Below are 20,865 nucleotides of genomic sequence, written 5' to 3'. Positions count from 1 at the left end.
CTGGCGTAACAGCACTTGGAGATACGAATATGCATATCGGTTTGCCTGACCAGGGCTGTTTTGTTTTGCGGGTCTGGAATCCAGCGGTTTCAGGGCCTTCGGTTTGCCACTTGCGCGACGGATGCATTGTCGATGTGACCTCGCGTGAAGTGGCAACAGTACGCGACCTGCTTGAGCAGGACGATCCGGCGGGCTGGATCAAGTCTGCCTCAGGCGAAGCAGTTTGCACGCTGGGCGAGCTCGAGGAGAGTTCCGTCGAACGGCCTGATCCTAAATTACCCTATTTTCTGGCGCCCTGCGATCTGCAGCCAGTTAAAGCATGTGGCGTGACCTTTGTATCCTCAATGTTGGAGCGGGTGATTGAAGAGCAGGCACTCGGTGATCCTACCAAGGCCAAGGTGATCCGCGGGCGCTGCGAGACTATTTTAGGCGATAGCCTGACCGGGATTGTTCCCGGGTCAGACCAAGCAATTCAATTGAAGAACGCGCTTCTCGCCGAGGAAGCCTGGTCGCAATACCTTGAAGTCGGAATTGGCCCGGATGCAGAAGTTTTCTCCAAGGCTCAAGCGCTGTCTTCGGTTGGCTGGGGTGCAAGCGTCGGCCTGCATCCAATGTCGCGCTGGAATAACCCGGAACCGGAGGTGGTTCTGGCGATAAACAGCCGGGGTGAGGTCAAGGGTGCCACGCTCGGCAACGACGTGAACCTTCGCGATGTCGAAGGCCGCTCGGCGCTGCTGCTTGGAAAGGCAAAAGACAACAATGCTGCCAGCTCGGTAGGACCTGCCATTCGCCTCTTTGATGGAACCTATTCGATCGCGGATGTGCGTAAAGCGGAACTTGATTTGCGGGTTACCGGGGAGGATGGCTTTGTGATGGACGGTCACAGCACAATGGCCGAGATCAGCCGCGACCCGCTTGACCTGGTTGGGCAGGCTTATGGTGCGCACCACCAGTATCCCGATGGTTTCATGCTGATGATGGGAACCCTTTTCGCTCCAACCCAGGACCGTGATCACCCCGGGGGTGGTTTCACGCACAAAATGGGCGACGTCGTGACCATTTCAAACTCTGATCTGGGTGCTTTGGTCAATACCGTGCGCCTTTCTACCGAATGCCCGCCCTGGGACTTCGCAGCCTCGCATCTGATGCGCAATTTGGCCCGCCGTGGCCTGCTCTGAACGGAGACACTCATGCTAAACGGAAAACATCTGATTGCCGGCGAATGGCTAGGCAGCGCCAGCACTTTTTCATCACAGCCTGCTCACGGCTCCGCCCATAGCTTTGCTGTCGGAACGGTGGATCTTGTCGGACGTGCCTGTGAGGCGGCTGAAGAGGCTTTCTGGTCCTATGGCTACTCTGGCGTGGAAAAACGTGCGGCGTTCCTGCACCGGATTGCGGATGAAATTGACGCCCTTGGAGATGAAATCACTGAGATCGGAAGCCAGGAGACAGGTTTGCCCGAGGCTCGCTTGACCGGTGAGCGCGGTCGGACTGTCGGCCAGCTGCGCTTGTTCGCAGAGCATATCCTGAAAGGCGATTATCTGGACCGTCGCCATGACAGCGCCTTGCCTGACCGGCAGCCGCTGCCGCGGCCTGAGCTGTATATGGTTCAGCGGCCCATTGGCCCGGTTGCGGTCTTTGGTGCTTCGAATTTTCCACTGGCCTTCTCGACCGCAGGGGGTGACACCGCAGCAGCATTGGCCGCAGGCTGCCCTGTAGTGGTCAAAGGCCACTCAGCGCACCCGGGAACGGGGGAGCTGGTGGCTCAAGCCATCGACAAGGCCGTGAAGGCGATGGATCTGCACCCTGGCGTGTTCAACCTGATCCAAGGAGGCAAGCGGAACGTAGGAGCTGCGCTGGTTCAGCATCCATTGGTTAGGGCGGTTGGCTTTACCGGTTCGCTGGGTGGCGGGCGGGCCCTGTTCGATCTGTGCGCATCCCGCGAAGAGCCTATCCCGTTCTTTGGCGAACTTGGCTCAGTCAATCCGATGTTCCTGCTGCCACGATCTCTCTCCTCCCGTGCTGAGGCAATGGGCGAGGGCTGGTCCGGCTCCTTGACTATGGGAGCCGGCCAGTTCTGCACCAATCCAGGGATTGCCGTCGTGCAGTCGGGCGCAGATGCCGAACGTTTTGTTGCGGCAGCTACCAAGGCATTGGAGCAGGTTGGCGCGCAGACAATGCTGACTGACGGGATCGCCGCAGCCTATCGCGATGGGCGCGACCGGATCCGCGCCAATTCCAGCGTGCAGGGAATCCTCACCACCACCTGCGTCCTGCGCAATGCAACGCCGTACCTTTTCCGCGTCACTGCGCGTGAGTGGTTGGCAAATGATGCGTTGGCCGAGGAAGTCTTCGGTCCGCTGGGCCTGGTTGTCGAAGCAGAAGATGCGGCCGAAATGACTGCTGTTGCGAAGGGACTTAAAGGGCAGCTGACCTGCACCGTCCATATGAGTGAAGACGACACCGCCCAGGCGCAGGCCTTGATGCCAATCCTTGAGCGCAAGGCGGGGCGAGTTTTGGTCAACGGCTTTCCGACCGGCGTCGAAGTATCTGACACGATGGTCCATGGCGGCCCCTATCCGGCCTCGACAAATTTTGGTGCGACCTCGGTGGGTACTCTGTCGATCCGACGTTTCCTTCGGCCTGTATGCTTCCAAAACATGCCAGAGGCACTGCTGCCTCAAGATCTGAAATGAACGTCCAAGGATAATATTATGGCTAAAATGTACAAAGGCATCTGGCCGGTTGCCCCGACCCCTTTTCATGACGATGGAACACTCGACCTTGAGGGTATGAAGCGCGTGCTCGACTTCATGATCGATGCGGGCGTCGATGGCATCTGCATCCTTGCGAATTACTCCGAGCAGTTTGTGCTGTCTGATGAAGAGCGCGAAGTGCTGACTCGATTGTCGCTGGAACATGTGGCGCACCGGGTGCCGGTGATCGTGACTGTCAGCCACTTCGCAACCCAGATTGCGGTGGAGCGCGCGCGTCTCGCGAAATCGCTTGGCGCCAGCATGGTGATGCTGATGCCCCCTATCACGGGACAACGCTGCGGGGGACGCCGGAGCAAATTTTTCAGCAGTTTGAAGCGGTCGGCGAGGTGGGCATCCCGATCATGGTGCAGGATGCGCCGATGGCCGGCAATGATCTGACTGTGCCGCTTCTGGTCAGGATGGCCCGCGAAATCGAGATGGTGAAGCTCTTTAAGATCGAGTGCATTCCGGCAACCGGTAAGCTGCGCGAGCTTATTGCTGCAGGCGGTGACGCGATTCAAGGCCCCTTCGACGGTGAAGAAGGTATCACATTGATGGCCGACTTGGATGCCGGAGCTACTGGCACCATGACCTCTGCCACAATTCCCGACAAGATCAAGCCCATTCTGGCTTTGCACGCCGAAGGCAACCGCGAAGGTGCATCCGAAGTCTACCGTCAGGTGCTGCCGGTGATCAACTTCGAAAACCGCCAGTGCCTTTGGCGCGCCTCAAAGGCCGCGATGATGGAGGGGGGGTGATCAATTCCGACTGCTGCCGCCACCCGATTGCACCGTTGCATCCTGAGACCCTTGCGGGGCTCTTGGATATTCTTCGGCCGATTGATCCGCTCGTCCTGTCCTGGGGCAAGTGAAGTAAGACTGGGCGGTTGCATCGTTGAACCAAAAACATAGGCCGCAACTGCCCCGCTCGGCCAACTATGGCATGATGAGAACAGTTCTTGGATTGGTGCCTTGCGGGAGGAGCCGGTGATTTTCACGTTCGCGACATAGGCCGCTCCCACATTCTTCTCAACCCAACGAGACCGTATACTGCACTTGGTCGAAATCAATACGATAGAACGCGACATACTTTAACGATGTGAGCTAACGCTATCAGTCAGGATCAATTCTGTCGGGACGAGAGTGAGTTTAGTTGGCGCTGTCGGATCCGAGATACGGCTTAGCAGATGTTGAATGACAACTCTCCCCATCTCTTGCAGATCAATGCTTGTCGTACTCAGCGGCGGATTGGTGTGTTGCAACTCATCGATCCCCTCGTTCGCGATCAACGAGAAATCTTCTCCGATTTTTTTTCCCAACCTCTGCAAACCGGCTTTCAGTCCAAGGGTGACGATAGCATTATATCCGATGGCAGCAGTCGGCGGATCTTCGACATCCAGAATTCTCGCCGCTGCTTCGTATCCCTGAGCACGAACAGGGCGGCATTCGAAAACAAGCGCACGATCGAACTCTTGACCCGCTTCGTCAAATGCTTGCCTGATGCCTTTCATGCGACGGTTAAATGGGGAAATATTGACTGTGCCGCCAACAGCGGCAATGCGTCTGTGACCAAGGTTAAGCAGATGTTTTGCCGCCGTGTAACCCGCAAGTGTCTCATCAGCCACGACTGAATCGATGGGATAGCCACTGATCTCTCGCGAGACACACACTATTGGGGGGCTGAATTTCTTCATCTCTTCCAGGTCGGTCGCCTGAGTTCCAATCGCAGGAACCAGGACGATGCCATCTGCATTGTACTCAGACATTTTCCTGATGAATTCGGATTGTCTCTCCACTTTTTCATCCGTATTGCACAGGAAGACCGTTTTTCCTACTTTGGCAAGTTCACCTTCAATCGCTCCCAGAATCTCGCTGAAGGACGGGTCGGACACGTTGTTAAGCACGATACCCACCGTGTCGGTCTTTGACTTCCTCAATCCTGCCGCGGAACGCTGATAGACATAGCCAGATTCGCGCAGCGCTTCTTTGACCCTGGCGCGCGTCTGGTCCGAGATTCGGCTGTTTTCCTTCATCGCCAAAGAAACAGTTGCAGTGGAAAGTCCTAACTGTTTTGCGATTTGACTAAGGGTCGGCTTCTGCATTCTTATTATTTTTCCTATGGTTATGGTTGCCTAGGGTAGTAATTTCCAACGTTCTTTCGGGCAAGTTGCCCATGAGAAGTCAGAGTTAATCGATTTAATTTGATTTGTAAAAGTTAATCGATTAACTTGAAGCGGCACCGACGGAGAGCAGTTTACGCATTCCGGAGCGCAAGCGCAGTTTCAACGGGAGGAAAACTATGAAACTCGGAAAATATGCATTCGGCATAATCTCGGGTCTGGCGTTGTCAGGCCTACTTGCAACAACAGCCCTCGCCGACACGGTCAGGCTGAAATTGGCCGGGACCTATCCAGTCAACCACTTCGGCCATGAGATTGTCGAAAACATGATCAAAGAGATTGAAGACGCAGACGTAGGCGTGAAAATCTCCTATTTCCCGGCCTCACAGTTGGGATCCGGCGAAGAACTGATCGAGGATGCCATTCGCGGCAATATCGACCTTGTACAAGCGTTCATCTACGCTCAGGCCGATCCTCGGCTGGAAGTCATGAACCTGCCAGGGTTGGTGACGACTTTTGACGAATTGAAAGCGGTCTACGGCAACCCGGACTCCAAGTTTAACCAGATCCTGGCCGGGATCATGGACGACCTGGGGCTGGTCTATCTTGCCAATACCGGCGAAGGGTTGGTCGGTATTGTCGCGAACGAAAAACCTACCGATTATGCCGGTTTCGGTGATAAGGGCGTGAACATCCGCGTCTGGAGTTCAGAGGTCGCCAAAAAGACCACCGAAAGCCTCGGGTATCGGACGACAACGATGAACTGGGCGGAGGTTCTGCCAGCGCTTCAATCTGGCGTCATCGACGGAGCGATCTGCTGTACGCCGGAATGGGCCTATTCGACCTTCGCGGCCGCCGGCGTGGGGAAATACTTTATTCCCGTGAACACGGCTATCGAAGCGTCATCATTCTATGCCAGTGGCAAGTCCTGGGAGAAGTTGAACCAGGAACAGCGCGACGTTATCCGGGCTGCCGCCGAGAGAGCCGCCAACGTTGCGATCAACACATCCTGGGACCGCAATCAAGGCTTCGTCGAAAAGCTGAAGGAAGCTGGCTGGGAAATTCTTGAGTACAGCCCTGAAGAGCGCGCTGCGATGGTTGCCCACATCCAGGAAAACGTCTGGCCGGAACTGGCGGACGTGGTTGGGCAGGACCTTATCGACGAGCTGACCGCCAAGTAACCAAGATTTTCTTTGGTTGCTCATTAATTGGGGATGCCGTGATTGTCTGGCATCCCCCTCTTAACGGGGAGTGAACTTTCGATGGTACTATTTGAAGATGCATTGCCACCCGGTCTGAGCCGGTTCGTTCGGCTGATGGTTTGGATCAAGTCGGTCCTGGTGAGCGTCGCTCTACCGATACTGCCGATCACATTCTTTTTCGTTGTGCTGTTTCGCTATGTTCTGGAACGCGATCTTTTTGCCTACGAAGAATGGCTCATGCCGATCTGCTTCTGGATCTTCTTCTTGGGCAGTGCGCTTGGCACTTACTACGACAAGCAGATCAATGCTGATCTTCTTGATACAGTCACCGAAAATTCAACACTGCTGTGGCTTCGCAAGCTCGTGATCCAGATCATCGAGTTGTCGATAACGCTGGTACTTGTTTACTGGGCCTGGCTGATGATTGCGGATGAGATCGCGGCATATCCTGGATGGAAAACCACCATCGCCCTGAAGATTCCGTTTATTGTTCCACGCTTTGGAATTTTCGTGGGGTTCGTGTTCATGGCGTTCTACAGCGCCTTGTCGATCTTCCTGATGCTGCGCGTGGGCCCCGATCGATATGCCGAGGCCATGGAGAATGCGCGACGGGCAGAGCCCGATGAGGAGGAGGTTGTGACATGGTAATCCTCATCGCCATAATCCTTATCTGCGTTCTGCTGGCAATCGGCGTCTCGGTTCCATTGGCCTTTGGCGGTGTGCTGATCCTTCTGGCCTATACCGGAGGGTACGATGTCTCTGGGTTCTTCGCGACGGGCCACTGGAAGATGAATTCAGTTATCCTGCTGGCCATTCCTCTTTTCATCATGGCTGGCGATATTATGCAGCGGGGCAAAATTGCAAAACCGATCGTTGAGATTGCCGAGCTCATGTTCGGCCATCTCCGCGGCGGGCTAAGTGCTGCCTCGGTCGTGGCCAGTGCGATGTTCGGCGCAATCTCGGGCAGTGGTGCGGCCACATTGACTTGCATCGGTTCGATCATCATGCCGCATCTGCGCAAGGCACGGTATCCCGCAGGCATTTCCGGCGCATTGGTGATCTGTGCAAGCCCCTTAGGCCTATTGATCCCGCCAAGCGGCGCGCAGTTGCTCTATGCCTGGGTCGGTCAGTTGAACGTTCTTGAATGTTTCCTCGCAACGGTCGTACCAGGGCTGATCCTTACGACCCTGTTGATCATCGTGAATTTCGTGATCCTTCGGAAGGATACCGAAATTCAGGTTACCGAAGTTCCGGACCGTTTCTTCCGTGCACTTGCTGGTAAAACAGCCATCGCAACACCGGCGATCCTGATGCCACTGATCATTCTGGGCGGCATTTATGGTGGCATCATGACGCCCACCGAAGCCGCTGGCGTCGCCGTAATTTATGCCATTCCGGTGGGCTTCTTCGTCTACCGCGGCCTGACACTCAAAACCTTCTATGAAAGTATGAAACACTCGGCGATCACGATCGGCGTGGTCATGGTCATGATCTTCACAGTCTTAATCGCCAGCCGCTTCCTGATTTTCGAAGATATTCCCGGTCTCGCCGAGGATCTGATCTATTCCATTTCAGATAACCCAATAATGATTTTCCTGATGCTCAATCTGGTCATGCTTCTGATTGGTATGCTGATGGACGATATCAGCGGAATCATCCTGAGCGCATCGCTTCTGCTACCCATCGCTGTTGGAGCTGGAATGGATCCAATCCACTTTGCCGCAGTTCTTGGTGTTAATCTTGGCATGGGCAACATCACGCCGCCAACGGCACCGCTTCTGTATCTCGGATCGCAAGTGACAGACGTGCCGGTCCGACAACTGATCTGGCCGACACTGATTTTCATCGTGTTTGCTTGGCTGCCAACTTTGCTGATCACCACATTTATCCCTGGGATCGCTCTTTGGTTGCCGAACATGTTCTTCGGCTCCTAGCAACACGAAAACACCAGCCAGAATAGAAAGAAGTTGGTATGCAAAACTCTGTTCCTTCAAACCGGGCGACGGTTGTCGTGGCTGAAATTCTGGCTCCGAAAGCCAATTTTGATTTCGCTGCCCACGCTCATATCACGGACAAGTCGTGATGGCGGACGCGCTCATAATCGGCGGTGGGCTGATTGGCATCACAACGGCCCACCGATTGGCCAAACGCGGCTGCTCGGTCGTGCTGGTGGAGGCCAACGAGGATGTCGGTCTTGGTGCCAACTTTGCAAACGGTGCGATGCTGGTGCCTTCACAAACTATGCCATGGAATTCGCCAGGGATATTGTCCACGCTTTTGAGGTCAATCGTGACACAAAATTCCGCAGTGCGGATCAAGCCGAAAGCTATCCCGTCCCTGTTCAAATGGGGCCTGCAATTTCTCAAGAACTCAAAGCCGCATCTGCACGAACTCCATACGCGCCGATTGCTCGAACTGGCGCTCTTTTCCATGGATGTCTTTGAGGAATACTACAAAGGATACGCAGACCAATTCGAACCCAAAAAATGTGGCACCATCAAAATCTACCGCGACCAACCAGGTCTGGAAGCCCAGATCAGATCCAATCGTCACCTCAGTGAGGTTGGGCTAGATTGGGAGGCACTAACGCCTGATCAAACTGTTGAGGCTGAGCCGCACCTTCAAGCGCTGGCCCCGCAGCTGGCAGGCGGAATTCGTTTTTCCGCTGATGTGGTGGCGGAATCGCGAAAATTCTGTCAAATCCTCCGCGATGACCTCGTCGCTTCCGGTCAGATAATACATGTTAGTTGCCAAGCCAATGAACTGCTGATGTCAGGCGAAAAGGTCATCGGCGCGCGTACAACAATCGGAGATATTCGGGCGAAGAATACCATTCTGGCCCTTGGGGCCAATACAAGAAAATTGGCTGCAAACGACGCAAGATCAATCTTGGTGCGCCCCGTGAAAGGGTACTCGGTCACATACGATACAACCGGCGTCAACGACCTGCCTTCGTATCCCGTTATCGACGAAGGGATGCATGTCGGGATTGTTCCAATAAATGGCAAATTGCGCGCTGTTGGAATTGCCGAGTTCGCCGGGCATGACGACACTCTAAGCCCCAAAATAATCCGGCAACTCGATCGCCTGACCAAATCCGTTTACCCCAACCTTGCGCAGACGCTTGACGGCTGCAAGCGCGAGCCGTGGACTGGATTCCGCCCGATGAGTGCTGACGGTTTGCCCTATATCGGCGAAGCATCCAGCAAGGGGCTTTGGGTCAATACCGGGCACGGCCATCTGGGTTGGACCCTCGCCACCGGGTCGGCAGAGTTGCTTGCTGACCTCATCATGGGCAAGCCAACAGCCTTGGACGCATCCAGCTATGCAGTAACTCGATCACACTAGACAGAAGATAAACCTAATGGAAGACAAGGTCATGAAAATAAAAGATATTCGCCTCACACGGCTCTTTTCCAAGTTCAAGACGCCCTATGTCTGGGCCATGGGCAAGAATCTTGGTCAAACAACAATCCTGATTGAGGTCGAAACGGATGCGGGCGTCGTCGGCTACGGCGAAACCGCCCCGACGATGACGTCCCCAGAGGCGATCCATGCGCTCTTACTAACCGCTAAAACGGTCCTGATAGGGCAGCCCATCACTCAGATCACCGATTTGATGAAACAGCTCTTTACGCAAAATTTTGGACATCACTATGCCAGCCAATCTCATCCAAGAATAGGCAATTTTGCGTTTGCAGGTGTTGAATTGGCCCTTTGGGATGCACTTGGCAAATCGTTGGATCTGCCGGTTCATGCCCTGTTGGGTGGGAAGATCCATGACACGGTGAGTTTCATGGGGTTTGTCCAGGGAGACAGTACGGAAGAGGTTGCAGCACATGCCGGTCAGTTGGCGTCGGACGGCTTTGAAGTGATTTACCTCAAGGCCGGATACACCAACGATAAAGATATGGCCAATGTCGAAGCTGTCAGAAAGGCAATTGGCAACAAGCGACTTCGGATCGACCCGAATGAGGCCTGGGACTTGATGGAGGCCCAGGTGATGATCAATAAGCTCGCCAAGTATGATCTCGAGATGGTTGAACAGCCGGTGTCGGCGATTGCCGGCGTTCCGGCATTGAAGGCATTGAAACAATCCTGCTCAGTCCCAATTGCCGCCGACCAGTCCGTGTACACACTAGAGGAGGCTCACTCGATGTGCTCCAGCGGTGCGGCAAGCCTGCTGACTGTGGGTCTGCACGAAACTGGAGGTATTCTTGGGTTCCGCCGCGTCGCTGCGATAGCTCAGGTATTCGACATCAACGTGTGTATTCACGGTGTTTGGGAGACCGGAATTACCACCTGCGCCTCGATACAAGCTGCGTCGGGTGTTCCGAATTTGGATGATGGCAATCAGATCATGTGGCAGCTCCTGCAAGAGGACATCGTCGAAAGCCCGGATCTGACGCCAAATGCCGGGAAAATTCCGGTCATGTCCGCCCCTGGCCTTGGATTTACCCTGAACGAGGACGCCGTTGGTCGGGCCGCAGAAGCCTACGACAAGAAGAATGGTTTGGAGGTAACATGATAGCATTGCAAGACAATTCACCTGCGGTCGTATCGCCCGGCATTTATCCAATGCTCTATGCGTTCTTTGACGATCGCGGTGTATTGCGCCAGGATCCGTTTCGGCGTCAGGTGGATGCGGCTTTGGGCACCCAGGCTGCCGGAGTTGCGATTCTGGGGTTGGGTACGGAGGTCTCGAAGCTCTCATTCGATGAGCGCGTCGAGGTCCTTGAAGTCGTCGCGAAGCGCATTGATGGACGCAAGCCGCTCTTAGCGACCGTCTATGGCGATACGATCACCGAGCAGATTGAGTTTTCGAAGCGAGCAATTCAAAGCGGTGCGTCGGCGCTGATGCTCCAGCCTCCCTCGCAGAAAATGGACGATGCAAAGCTGGCGGGCTTCTTCTCCGAGATTATCTCGGCGGTCGATTGCCAGATTGGGGTCCAGAATGCGCCGGAGTTCCTTGGCTTCGGACTAAGCAACCAGAGCTTGATCGCGCTTGCGAATGACCACAAAAATTTCACCATCGCGAAACTGGAATGCAACGCCGTCGATCTTGAGTCTGTTGCGTCAGAGCTCGGGGATAGCGTGATGCTTTTCAATGGCCGCTGCGGACTGGAATTACCTGACAACCTGCGCGCGGGTGCCAGTGGGCTGATCCCGGCGATTGATACGGTAGATAAGACCAGCGAAATTTTCGCTGAATTCACTGCTGGGACCGAAGAGCGGGCCGATAAGCTATATGCCGATCTATTGCCGGTTCTCTGCTTTATCATGCAGGGAATTCCACATTTCCTGACCTATGGAAAGATGCTGGCCGCAGCGCGTTTGGGAATTGAGCTTGGCGGCAGTCGAGAACCCTCATTGCCAGCGACTGATTTCGGCGCAGCATGCATCCACCGGTTCTCGAAACACTTGGGACCGTTGAATTGAGATATTCCGCAACATCACCAGCCATGAACAATGGCCCAAACACCAAAAGAAGAAAGTCATGAAAAATACTGCGCTACACATTTCGATTTCGTTCCGTGCCCGGCTGAGGAGGCTTTTCTAATGACCGTCGTAAACCTATCGCTAAGTGAGATACATGATCTCGCACTAGAAGCATTCACCCAAAATGGATGCGACCCTCAAAACGCCGGGGCCCTGACCCGGACGGTTGTTGCTGCTGAGCGAGACGGGTCTCATTCCCACGGCTTGTTCAGGGTGCCCGGATATGTGGCATCCCTACGTAGTGGGAAGGTCAACGGCGCCGCCGATCCGCAGATTTCCAACAAATCACCTGTAATTGTTAACGCGAATGGCGACGATGGGTATGCCCCCTTGGCAATCGAGCGAGGTATTCCAGCGCTGGCGAAAGCAGCGAGTGAGTTCGGTATCGCAGCAATGACTCTTACCCACACGCATCATTTTGCCGCCCTTTGGCCAGAAGTTGAGGCATTGGCCGAACAAAATTTGGCAGGGATGGCTTGTGTAAGTTATATGCCAAATGTCGCACCACATGGTTCAAACAAGCCTTTATTTGGTACCAATCCGCTCGCTTTTGCCTGGCCACGGAAAAACAAACCACCATTTGTATTCGACATGGCAACTTCCGCAATGGCCGGCGGCGATGTAGCAATTGCCGCAAGAGATGGCCATTCGGTCCCCCTTGGAACCGGATTGGATGAAAATGGCAATGAAACCACCGATCCGGCAGCAATCTTGAAAGGCGTTTTGCTTCCCTTCGGAGGGCACAAGGGTTCTGCTATTGCAACGATGGTTGAACTCTTGGCGGCTGGTGCGACCGGTGAACGGTTTAGCTATGAAGCGCAAGATGCCGACAACGGTGATGGTGGCCCTCCCCGTGGGGGAGAGTTTTTCCTGGCATTTTCGCCATCACTACTGGCCGGTGAAGGTTGGGAGGGCCATTGCGAAGAGTTTTTCGAAAAATACGAGGCAATTCCGGGATCTCGTCTGCCGGGCGCAAGGCGCCACAACAACCGCAATGATACAACCAACCGTGCCATAGATGCGAAACTTGTCGCCACCATTCAAGAGCTTTGTAGTCGTCCCGATTCGTGAATCAGGCACAAGATCGCCATTTGGTTGCCTGAGTTGTCTTTTGGAGGGTGTCGCATTTGATCGCGTTTACCCGCCCGATACGCAAGTATCGGGCACGCGTCCGCCCACCCGGGCGAACGCCCAGCACTGTAAGCGATACTTGAACTGCGACTCCTATTGGCGTTGAAGGTGATTGACGAATTGGAAGTTAATCGATTAACTTATGAGCATTAAGCGTTCCAGAACATGGGATTCGGCATTGCCCACATCAGCGTTGAAACTGGCCGGTTCCACGAACTGGGTGCCAAATGGGCACCCATGCCATAAAGGAAAAGAATGCCATGAGGTACTCAGGGCTAAGAGTCATTAGAGAGGCCTTGAATGGCCAAAAAGGTTGGAAGCCTGCTTGGCGCAATCCGGAACCCAAACCCAATTACGACATCATTGTCATTGGCGGCGGAGGCCACGGGTTGGCGACTGCACATTACCTAGCGACGAAATATGGTGAGAAAAGCATCGCAGTGGTCGAAAAAGGCTGGATTGGGTCCGGCAATGCCGGGCGTAACACGACAATTGTGCGTGGTGACTACACTTTGCCTCCAAATACCCGCTTCTACGATCACAGTGTTGGCCTGTGGGAAAAGATGGAGCGGGAGTTGAACTTCAATGTCATGCACTCACAGCGTGGCTTGTTGTTCGTGCACCACAACGACTCAGAGAGGGACGACCACTATCGCAAAACCAACATCATGCGGATGCAAGGCACAGATGGCGAGATTTTGGGGCCTGAGCAGGTGCGCAAGATGTACCCCTCGATGAATTTCGACGGACGTTTCCCTATCACGGGTGCCTATCTTCACCGGCGCGGTGGCACCGCCCGCCATGACGCTGTGGTCTGGGGATATGCGCGGTCGGCCGACAGGCGCGGAGTAGATATCCTTCAGAATTGCGAAGTTATGGGGTTCCGGATTGAGCAAGGTAAGGTCCTGGGGATTGAGACAACCCGCGGGTTCATCGGCGCAAGGAAGGTTGGTGTCTCGGTAGCTGGAAATACCAGCCGAGTGATGGACATGGCGGGCATTCGTACCCCAATCGAAAGCCATGTTCTTCAGGCTTTCGTGTCTGAAGGGCTCAAGCCCATCATTCCCGGCCAAGTCAATTATGGCGCAGGTCACTTCTATATTTCGCAGTCGGACAAAGGCGGCCTGGTTATGGGAGGCGACCTGGATCAGTACAATTCCTGCGCCCAGCGGGGCAACCTGCCGGTCTTTGAATCGGTGATTGAAGCCGCTGTGACCTTGTTCCCAATGCTGTCGCGCGCTCGTCTTTTGCGGGCATGGGGCGGTTTGCAGGATATGTCCATGGATGGCCATGCGGTGATCGACGAAACGCCGATCAAGGGTCTCTATTTGAACGGCGGCTGGTGCTACGGCGGATTCAAAGCAACACCCGCAGCCGGCGAATGCTTTGCTCATCTTCTAAGCACAGAACAGCCGCATGAACTTGCCAAGCCCTATCGTCTTGACCGGTTCCGGACCGGCTACCTGCTTGATGAAAAGGGCCAAGGCCCGAACCCGAACCGGCAGTAAGGAGCGGTCAAATGATTATCAATCACCCTCTTTTGGGGCCGCGTGACCGGCAGGAATTCACCTATCTCGGCGATGCTTGCCTGATTGACCGTCCCGACTGGCAGGCCGGGAACGCGATGGATCAGTTTTACGAATACGTCTACCTGCGTGATGATCCAGCCGGGGAGCACCGCGAGCTTTGGTATCACGAGCATGGCGACCGCTCGTGGCTAGTCGTAACACGCAACACGGTGACGCATGAAATCACTAATGTCGAACTGGCCAGCGATGTGGCCCGCAAGCAGGGGCGCAGCAAATGACCCAATCCAACCGTTTGAATGGCGGCCTGATCAACCGCGGAAAGCCACTGAACTTCAATTTCGATGGGCGTGCCTATCTGGGGTATGAGGGCGACACGCTGGCGTCTGCCCTGATGGCCAATGGCGTGCGTTTCCTGGGTCGATCGTTCAAGTATCACCGTCCGCGTGGTATTTTCACCGCTGGCTCCGAGGAGCCAAACGCGCTGGTCGAATTGCGCAGTGGAGCCCGGCAGGAACCAAACACACGCGCTACAGTAGCGGAGCTGTACGAAGGGCTGGTTGCTTGCTCACAGAATTACAAGGGCAGCTTACGTTACGACCTGCTTGCCCTGAACGATTTGTTCTCGGATATTCTGAGCGCCGGTTTCTATTACAAGACGTTCATGTGGCCGGCGGCTTTCTGGGAGAAAGTCTATGAACCCATCATCCGCTCAGCTGCAGGCCTTGGTCGCCTGTCTGGGGAAGATGACCCGGATGAATATGAAAAGGGCTTCCTCCATTGCGATCTGCTGGTGATTGGGGGTGGGCCCGCTGGCCTGATGGCGGCACTGACCGCGGGCCGTGCAAGCGCAAACGTCATCCTCGCGGATGAAGATAGCCGTTTTGGCGGGCGCCTGAACGTCGAACAGGAAGATGTCGACGGAAAGCCTGCGGTCGAATGGGTTGAGCAGACTGTGGCCGAGCTAACCGCGATGGACAATGTGCGCCTGATGCCGCGAAGCACGGCGATGGGGGCCTTTGACCACGGGGTTTACGGTGTGGTTGAGAGGGTGCAGGACCATCTGCAAACCCCTGTGGCAGGGAAGCCGCGGCAGACATTGTGGCGGGTTTATTCAAAGCGCGCGATCCTTTGTGCCGGGGCAACCGAGCGTCCAATTGCTTTCCCGGACAACGACCGTCCGGGGGTGATGCTGGCAGGATCGATGCGGGCCTATGCCAACCGCTGGGCTGCAACCCCCGCGCGGAAGGTGGCGGTCTTCACCAACAATGATGATGGCCATCGCACTGCGGTAGACCTGATGGCAAAAGGTGTTGATGTCACAGCCATCGTCGATGCCCGGCTGGATGCGCCGACACTGACGGATGTGCGGCTGATCAGTGGCGCGCATGTTATCGGCACCAAGGGGCGGCATGGCCTGAGCAGCATCCGGGTCCGTCAAGCGGATGGCCACGAGGAAACGCTAGCCTGTGGCGCCTTGGGCGTGTCTGGCGGCTGGAATCCCAACGTCCACCTGACCTGCCACCAGGGCGGCCGTCCTGTCTGGATTGAGAGTATTGCAGCTTTCGTTCCCGGCCGGAACATCCCAGTTGGCATGTCGGTGGCGGGTGCGGCCAAAGGCCTGTTTTCGACTGAAGACGCATTGCGCAGCGGGGCGGAAGAAGCTGTGGCTGCCCTGGAAAGCCTGGGTATCGCCGCCAGCGCATTGAAGCTGCCGCGCGCCGATAACGGCGCCTATAACCTCCAGCCACTTTACCATGTGCCCCATGGCAAGGGCCGGGCTTGGCTGGACCAGCAGAACGACGTGACCGTCAAGGACGTTAAGCTGGCACATCAGGAGAACTACCGATCGGTCGAGCATCTCAAACGCTACACTACTCTCGGCATGGCCACTGACCAGGGCAAAACTGCTAACGTCAATGCTTTGGCAATAATGGCCGAGCTGACCGGCAAATCGATCCCCGAAACGGGAACGACGATTTTCCGGCCGCCCTATACACCGGTTGCACTGGGCACAATCGGCGGGCGCACGGTGGGCAAACACTTCCACCCGACGCGCGAAACCCCGACTGACAAATGGGCCAGGGAACACAATGCGCCCTTTGACACTGCTGGCGACTGGATGCGGGCGCGTTGGTTTCCGCAGCCGGGCGAGACCCATTGGCGCCAGTCCGCTGACCGAGAGGCCTGTAACGTGCGCAAGAATGTGGGCATCTGCGATGTGACCACACTGGGAAAAATCGACGTTCAGGGCGCGGATGCCGCGTCATTCCTGAACAGGGTCTATGCCAATGGTTTTGCCAAGCTGGCAGTGGGTAAGGTGCGCTATGGCATCATGCTGCGCGAAGATGGCGCCTGTTACGATGACGGCACCGCTGCACGGTTGGCGGAAGAACACTTCGTCATCACGACCACTACAGCCAATGCCGGGGCGGTTCTGAGAAACATGGAATTCGCCCGTCAATGCCTGTGGCCGGACATGGACGTGCAGCTGATCTCAACCACCGAGGCCTGGGCGCAGTTTGCTGTTGCCGGACCGAAATCGCGCGAGCTGCTGCAGCGGATTGTGGACTCTGAGTTCGATATCTCAAACGAGGCATTCCCGTTCATGGCCTGCGGTTCCGTGACGCTGTGCGGCGGCCTGAGGGCACGTCTGTTTCGGATCTCATTCTCGGGTGAACTGGCCTATGAATTGGCTGTTCCCACCCGTTATGGAGATGCGCTGTGGCGCCGAATGCTAGAGTTGGGGCAAGATCTTGGAGTAGCTCCCTATGGTCTTGAAGCGCTCGACATCATGCGCATTGAAAAAGGCCACCCGACGGGTCGCGAACTCGACGGCAGGGCCACCGCACTGATGCTGGGTATGGGGCGCATGGTGTCCCGCAAAAAAGACAGCATCGGCAGCACAATGGACCAGCGGGAGGGGGTGACTGATCCCAATGGATTGCGCCTTGTCGGTCTGAAGCCCGTGAACCAAAGCGAAGTGATAACCGCCGGTTCCCAGTTGGTGAATGAAACTGCGCCTGTTCATATCGACAGCGAACAGGGGCATGTGACATCAGCCTGTATCTCGCCACATCTGGGGCACTCCATCGGAATGGCCTTTCTCAAAGGCGGTGATCAGCGCATGGGCGAGATTATCCGCGTAGTCGATCCCGTGCGGGGAACCGATGTAAAGGCTCAGGTCATTCCCACACATTTCTTTGACCCGGAAGGAGGGCGCCTGCGTGCTTGATCTTCAATCCATCACCCCGCTTTGGGGAGAAACGCCGCGTGTCGACCGATTCAATGGGCTGACAATCACTGAGGTTCCGAACCGGGCGCTTGCCTCGCTTGCATTGCGTAGGGGGCGCGAAGACGAAGGCCGGAAAGCGGCCGAGGCCATGCTGGGATTAGCTTTGCCTGCGGTCGGGAAGCACGCCGCAGCGGGCTCATACGCGGCTAGCTGGTTTGCGCAGGATCAGTGGCTGATCTCCGCAGAAATCCCGGAGCATGAACTTATGTCCTACCAACTCGCGGATGCCGTGGAGGGCCTAGCCTCGGTAACAGAGCAAACAGACGGCTGGTGCCGTTTTGATCTGGAGGGTGCGTGCCGGGGTGTGTTTGAACGTTTGAGCGGCGTCAATCTGGCTGCGATGGAGCCCGGGAGCGCCACACGCGCGCTGCTGGAGCACCTTAGCTGTGTGATCATCTGCTTTGAAACTGCCAGCCACTACGCGGTTCTTGGCCCGCGCTCTTACGCGCGCTCTCTGCACCATGCTTTGGAGACTGCCGCCCGTTCGGCCCTTTGAAATATCGGCTTACTTTCTGAACTAACCCGCCGCTACTGCGACCGCGGCGGAACCACGTACAGGAGACTTCCCATGACAACTGCTTGATCTTTTGGCCCTAGGTACCAAAGCTTAGGGTTAACCACGCAGTTGTCCAGTTTCGGCTTCGTCCGCGACTTGTGAATTCCACGTGTGATTCTCGCTGCAGCCTGTATGAATGACCGTTGCTTCCGCTGCATAGCGGCACCGAACTTGTTGCTCACTTGGCATTCCTGACGCTGCGAGTGCAAGCAGCGAGAAAATCCAAGGAACAGGTTGGGCTCGTTGCAGACCTTTGCTGCTAACTTCATGAATATCCGCTTTCCGCGCATTCATACCATCCTTGGTGCTCGGTGCTGCAATCGCAGCGAATGGCAGCTGAGTGGCCTTCCTGCCAAGTAGCCTGTGGCACGGCGATCGAGGGTCATCGGTCTGGATGCACGTTCTTAACGGGATTGGGCGGCAGTTTTATTGGGATTCAGGCGTCAATTCACTGAGAATACGCAGTTGAGCGCTAGGCTAGAACAACTTGGCCTATTTTGATCATTTTCGCATCGACCCCAAGTTCTGGTATCAAGTAGCCGTTTTTGGTCCTGAACACATTCCGCAAATACTGATTTCCGTCAGTGTCCATAAACAGACACCGTAAGTTGTAGCAATCGCCCCAAACCCCTGCAATTGCAACTAGTGGAATGCCTATCGGTAGCGAGTCGACTCTTTCAAATTCTCTGTAGTCAATCCCGCAGGCGCAGGATTGGCGGAAGCTCATGGTGAAGCGTTCGTGATGAGTGGGCATCGTCATTCCTTCAGATCAAAGATGGAAGCCGTAGTCTTGGTCTCGTTCAAGCAGCCCATGATTCAGCTCTCTTGCAGCAGAGTTTCGGCGGCTCTCGCTAGCTTCAAACTCGTCTGCAAGTTCTCTTCCAGCGTGGTGTAGTTCTGTTCTTCGGTCAGCAAGTCGGCCAATGTAGCTACGGACTTGAGATGTGATTTCATCAGCAGCTCGATGCACTGCGTTAAGCCATTTAGCCTGGCCTCGATCCCGGTCGTCGAGCGTTCTTCCAAATTGCGCAATTCCGAGGCGGAGGTCTCGCAAGCCGTCACCAACTGCTCGACGCACGCGAGCAAATCTCGCTCCAAGGCTGTCAGGGATTGGTCCATCTAGTTTGGCTCCACTCTGATGCAAGAAACCAATCGGCTCGCCACCGAACAGGTGCGCATGCTTGATGTTTCTGGCGGCAGGATCAAATAAGTCGCTCCCTCGTGAAGTACCGCCTGGATGCCCAACCTCTCTAGCTGCGTCGAGGCGGCTATCGTTGAGAGTTTCCAGCTCCACAGAAAAGTCAGTCCTAAGGTTGCTGCGATCAACACCATACAGGCCGTTATCACCGCCCAAGGTGAGATCTGAATCAGGAATTTGATCTTGTCGATGTGACTCTGCCAGGTCGTCCCGCTCCAATCCAAAAACGTGCGGGTATCGGCTTCGATTGTATTCCGCGCGAGTGTTACACATGCTTGAATATCGCTCCTGAAGCTCTGCAATTGAGAATCCATCAAGGCGGCGTGCTCTTTTCGGATCTTGTCCAAGTCCGCGTTCAATTTCTCGCTCAGCCGGGTCGGCTTGCCAGTCGTCATGGAAAATCTCTCCTTTCAATCGCCAGCGTTCGCCTGTGTCGGGGTCTTTGGCCGTGATGTAATTTTTGCTTACGCGGGGGATATCGAAACCTGCGTCGGTCAGGGCATCGACCATGCTTGCGCGGTCGGTGATGGTGCCGATGCTGATCTGGTCTAAGATCCATTCGTGGAGTTCTTCGCGGCCCTGTGCCCTAGTTGGGGCCTCAACGGTGGCTTGAACCTCCTGTGTGCGTTCCAGATCCATCGGATCGGCCCAGTCGTGCGTCTTGTTCATTAAGTCGCGCAGACTGTCATAGGCTGTCCGATAGCCAGGTGGTGCGATGTTGAGGCTTTTACCGGTTGTCAGCTCCAAACGCGGTGTACAGAAATGCAGCTCAACTCGGTCTTCGTGGCTGTGCCGGACCCAGAGCAAGTCGAATTGCTCACTGTCCATACCAGCGAATGCCAGTGCCTCGAAGGCGTTCATGACTTCGACCTGCTGGGCTACGGTGGGTGCGTCCTCGCTGGCAAAGCTGATGACGCCCGCGCGGTAGGTCCACTGATTGCGACTGGCGTCGATCAGGGCCTCGGTGCGGGTGGAATCGCCGCGCAGCACTTCAGGCAAAGGATCGCGTATGACCGTCATGGGCTGGCCATCAGCATCGCGGATTAGATCGCGATTGGAGTCATAGGCCAAGACCTCACGCGTGACGAGATAGCCAACTGGACCAGCACCCGCGCCTTTGCCATTGGGAAAGAACTTGATCAGCATTGTCGTGCCTCATCAAGGATCTTGGTAAGCTGGCGTTCAATCACAACCAGTTGTCGGGCGACGGCCAGCGTATCCATGTCAACCCGACCAATCAGAAGCGCCCGATTCACAACCCGCGCAACCTGGTTGAGGTTACCGCCAATGCGCCCTAGTGCCAGGACCAGAGCGGGGTCGACGCGAGGCGCAGGCTTGCGACGACGTGCTTCCGTCAGACCCAAGGCTTCGCGCAAGAGGGTCGCGGCAGACACTCCGGCAGCTTCGGCTTTGGCGCGAAGCTCAGCCTTCTCAGCAACGCTACATCGAAAGACGAAGGTCTCGGTGAGCGGCGCTTTGGCGGGCGGCGTGCCTCCGCCGGTGGGGTTCGAAGGGGAGGCTTGCCACCCCTCGCAAGGTCCCGTGTCAGCAGCGCCAGCGTATGACATGGGTCGCCTTGCTCT

16 protein-coding genes and 1 pseudogene are annotated in these 20,865 nt (G+C 55.8%); 14 read left to right on the top strand and 3 right to left on the bottom strand.

The window, feature by feature from the left end:
• The first annotated feature begins 29 nt into the window (after positions 1-29).
• From AC2FIM_RS08295 to AC2FIM_RS08285, 3 genes and pseudogenes are all read left to right on the top strand, one after another.
• Positions 30-1,178, top strand: coding sequence for a fumarylacetoacetate hydrolase family protein (locus AC2FIM_RS08295; protein ID WP_106607286.1), 1,149 nt, complete (start codon positions 30-32; stop codon positions 1,176-1,178).
• Positions 1,179-1,190: 12 nt separating this feature from the next.
• Positions 1,191-2,696, top strand: a complete 1,506-nt coding sequence (locus AC2FIM_RS08290) for an aldehyde dehydrogenase (NADP(+)) (RefSeq protein WP_496705071.1) — start codon at positions 1,191-1,193, stop codon at positions 2,694-2,696.
• Between the two features lie 18 nt (positions 2,697-2,714).
• A pseudogene (locus AC2FIM_RS08285) lies at positions 2,715-3,627 on the top strand (dihydrodipicolinate synthase family protein).
• Between the two features lie 219 nt (positions 3,628-3,846).
• On the opposite strand, the gene AC2FIM_RS08280 reads toward AC2FIM_RS08285, so the two are convergent.
• Positions 3,847-4,857, bottom strand: a complete 1,011-nt coding sequence (locus tag AC2FIM_RS08280) for a LacI family DNA-binding transcriptional regulator (protein ID WP_106607283.1) — start codon at positions 4,855-4,857, stop codon at positions 3,847-3,849.
• A 197-nt stretch (positions 4,858-5,054) separates the two neighbouring features.
• Between AC2FIM_RS08280 and dctP the strand changes: the two genes are divergently transcribed.
• The 11 genes from dctP (at position 5,055) to AC2FIM_RS08225 (ending at position 18,024) form a co-directional block, all read left to right on the top strand.
• Positions 5,055-6,056, top strand: coding sequence for a TRAP transporter substrate-binding protein DctP (dctP, locus tag AC2FIM_RS08275; RefSeq protein ID WP_496676989.1), 1,002 nt, complete (start codon positions 5,055-5,057; stop codon positions 6,054-6,056).
• Between the two features lie 81 nt (positions 6,057-6,137).
• Positions 6,138-6,725 (top strand): TRAP transporter small permease, encoded by a 588-nt coding sequence (locus AC2FIM_RS08270; protein ID WP_496676992.1) that lies wholly within the window; start codon positions 6,138-6,140, stop codon positions 6,723-6,725.
• Positions 6,719-8,011, top strand: coding sequence for a TRAP transporter large permease (locus AC2FIM_RS08265; protein ID WP_496676995.1), 1,293 nt, complete (start codon positions 6,719-6,721; stop codon positions 8,009-8,011). Before AC2FIM_RS08270 ends, AC2FIM_RS08265 begins: the two co-directional genes overlap by 7 nt.
• A gap of 148 nt (positions 8,012-8,159) precedes the next feature.
• The gene (locus tag AC2FIM_RS08260; RefSeq protein WP_496676997.1) at positions 8,160-9,425 is read left to right on the top strand and encodes an FAD-dependent oxidoreductase; all 1,266 of its coding nucleotides are present in this window, start codon (positions 8,160-8,162) and stop codon (positions 9,423-9,425) included.
• 31 nt (positions 9,426-9,456) lie between these two features.
• Positions 9,457-10,605: a mandelate racemase/muconate lactonizing enzyme family protein gene (locus AC2FIM_RS08255; RefSeq protein WP_496677000.1), complete on the top strand. Its 1,149-nt coding sequence runs from the start codon at positions 9,457-9,459 to the stop codon at positions 10,603-10,605.
• Positions 10,602-11,516, top strand: a complete 915-nt coding sequence (locus AC2FIM_RS08250) for a dihydrodipicolinate synthase family protein (protein ID WP_496705072.1) — start codon at positions 10,602-10,604, stop codon at positions 11,514-11,516. Before AC2FIM_RS08255 ends, AC2FIM_RS08250 begins: the two co-directional genes overlap by 4 nt.
• A 30-nt stretch (positions 11,517-11,546) precedes the next feature.
• Positions 11,547-12,647: an Ldh family oxidoreductase gene (locus tag AC2FIM_RS08245; protein ID WP_496677006.1), complete on the top strand. Its 1,101-nt coding sequence runs from the start codon at positions 11,547-11,549 to the stop codon at positions 12,645-12,647.
• Between the two features lie 320 nt (positions 12,648-12,967).
• Positions 12,968-14,215, top strand: coding sequence for a sarcosine oxidase subunit beta family protein (locus AC2FIM_RS08240; protein WP_106607585.1), 1,248 nt, complete (start codon positions 12,968-12,970; stop codon positions 14,213-14,215).
• An 11-nt stretch (positions 14,216-14,226) separates the two neighbouring features.
• Complete coding sequence (locus tag AC2FIM_RS08235; protein WP_106607275.1) at positions 14,227-14,514, top strand: sarcosine oxidase subunit delta; 288 nt, start codon at positions 14,227-14,229, stop codon at positions 14,512-14,514.
• The gene (locus AC2FIM_RS08230; RefSeq protein WP_496677010.1) at positions 14,511-17,468 is read left to right on the top strand and encodes a sarcosine oxidase subunit alpha family protein; all 2,958 of its coding nucleotides are present in this window, start codon (positions 14,511-14,513) and stop codon (positions 17,466-17,468) included. The genes AC2FIM_RS08235 and AC2FIM_RS08230 overlap by 4 nt, the downstream gene beginning before the upstream one ends.
• Positions 17,461-18,024, top strand: a complete 564-nt coding sequence (locus tag AC2FIM_RS08225) for a sarcosine oxidase subunit gamma (protein ID WP_142638799.1) — start codon at positions 17,461-17,463, stop codon at positions 18,022-18,024. The genes AC2FIM_RS08230 and AC2FIM_RS08225 overlap by 8 nt, the downstream gene beginning before the upstream one ends.
• A gap of 829 nt (positions 18,025-18,853) precedes the next feature.
• Here AC2FIM_RS08225 and AC2FIM_RS08220 read toward each other — a convergent pair.
• Both AC2FIM_RS08220 and AC2FIM_RS08215 read right to left on the bottom strand, forming a co-directional pair.
• Positions 18,854-20,428: a relaxase family protein gene (locus AC2FIM_RS08220; protein WP_496677021.1), complete on the bottom strand. Its 1,575-nt coding sequence runs from the start codon at positions 20,426-20,428 to the stop codon at positions 18,854-18,856.
• Positions 20,422-20,850, bottom strand: coding sequence for a plasmid mobilization protein (locus AC2FIM_RS08215; RefSeq protein WP_082643591.1), 429 nt, complete (start codon positions 20,848-20,850; stop codon positions 20,422-20,424). The genes AC2FIM_RS08220 and AC2FIM_RS08215 overlap by 7 nt, the downstream gene beginning before the upstream one ends.
• Positions 20,851-20,865: the final 15 nt, after the last annotated feature.

The sequence above is a fragment of the Ruegeria sp. CDSC052 genome, from assembly GCF_059610685.1.
The sequence above is the reverse complement of the archived record's forward strand: the minus strand, read 5'-3'. Positions and strand labels throughout refer to the sequence as shown.

Coding starts and splice junctions, on each gene's coding strand:
- dctP (WP_496676989.1), top strand. CDS start 5,055: ATGAAACTCGGAAAATATGCATTCGGCATAATCTCGGGTCTGGCGTTG.
- AC2FIM_RS08280 (WP_106607283.1), bottom strand. CDS start 4,857: ATGCAGAAGCCGACCCTTAGTCAAATCGCAAAACAGTTAGGACTTTCC.
- AC2FIM_RS08295 (WP_106607286.1), top strand. CDS start 30: ATGCATATCGGTTTGCCTGACCAGGGCTGTTTTGTTTTGCGGGTCTGG.
- AC2FIM_RS08240 (WP_106607585.1), top strand. CDS start 12,968: ATGAGGTACTCAGGGCTAAGAGTCATTAGAGAGGCCTTGAATGGCCAA.
- AC2FIM_RS08265 (WP_496676995.1), top strand. CDS start 6,719: ATGGTAATCCTCATCGCCATAATCCTTATCTGCGTTCTGCTGGCAATC.
- AC2FIM_RS08290 (WP_496705071.1), top strand. CDS start 1,191: ATGCTAAACGGAAAACATCTGATTGCCGGCGAATGGCTAGGCAGCGCC.
- AC2FIM_RS08255 (WP_496677000.1), top strand. CDS start 9,457: ATGAAAATAAAAGATATTCGCCTCACACGGCTCTTTTCCAAGTTCAAG.
- AC2FIM_RS08260 (WP_496676997.1), top strand. CDS start 8,160: ATGGCGGACGCGCTCATAATCGGCGGTGGGCTGATTGGCATCACAACG.
- AC2FIM_RS08235 (WP_106607275.1), top strand. CDS start 14,227: ATGATTATCAATCACCCTCTTTTGGGGCCGCGTGACCGGCAGGAATTC.
- AC2FIM_RS08220 (WP_496677021.1), bottom strand. CDS start 20,428: ATGCTGATCAAGTTCTTTCCCAATGGCAAAGGCGCGGGTGCTGGTCCA.
- AC2FIM_RS08250 (WP_496705072.1), top strand. CDS start 10,602: ATGATAGCATTGCAAGACAATTCACCTGCGGTCGTATCGCCCGGCATT.
- AC2FIM_RS08270 (WP_496676992.1), top strand. CDS start 6,138: ATGGTACTATTTGAAGATGCATTGCCACCCGGTCTGAGCCGGTTCGTT.
- AC2FIM_RS08215 (WP_082643591.1), bottom strand. CDS start 20,850: ATGTCATACGCTGGCGCTGCTGACACGGGACCTTGCGAGGGGTGGCAA.
- AC2FIM_RS08245 (WP_496677006.1), top strand. CDS start 11,547: ATGGCCCAAACACCAAAAGAAGAAAGTCATGAAAAATACTGCGCTACA.
- AC2FIM_RS08230 (WP_496677010.1), top strand. CDS start 14,511: ATGACCCAATCCAACCGTTTGAATGGCGGCCTGATCAACCGCGGAAAG.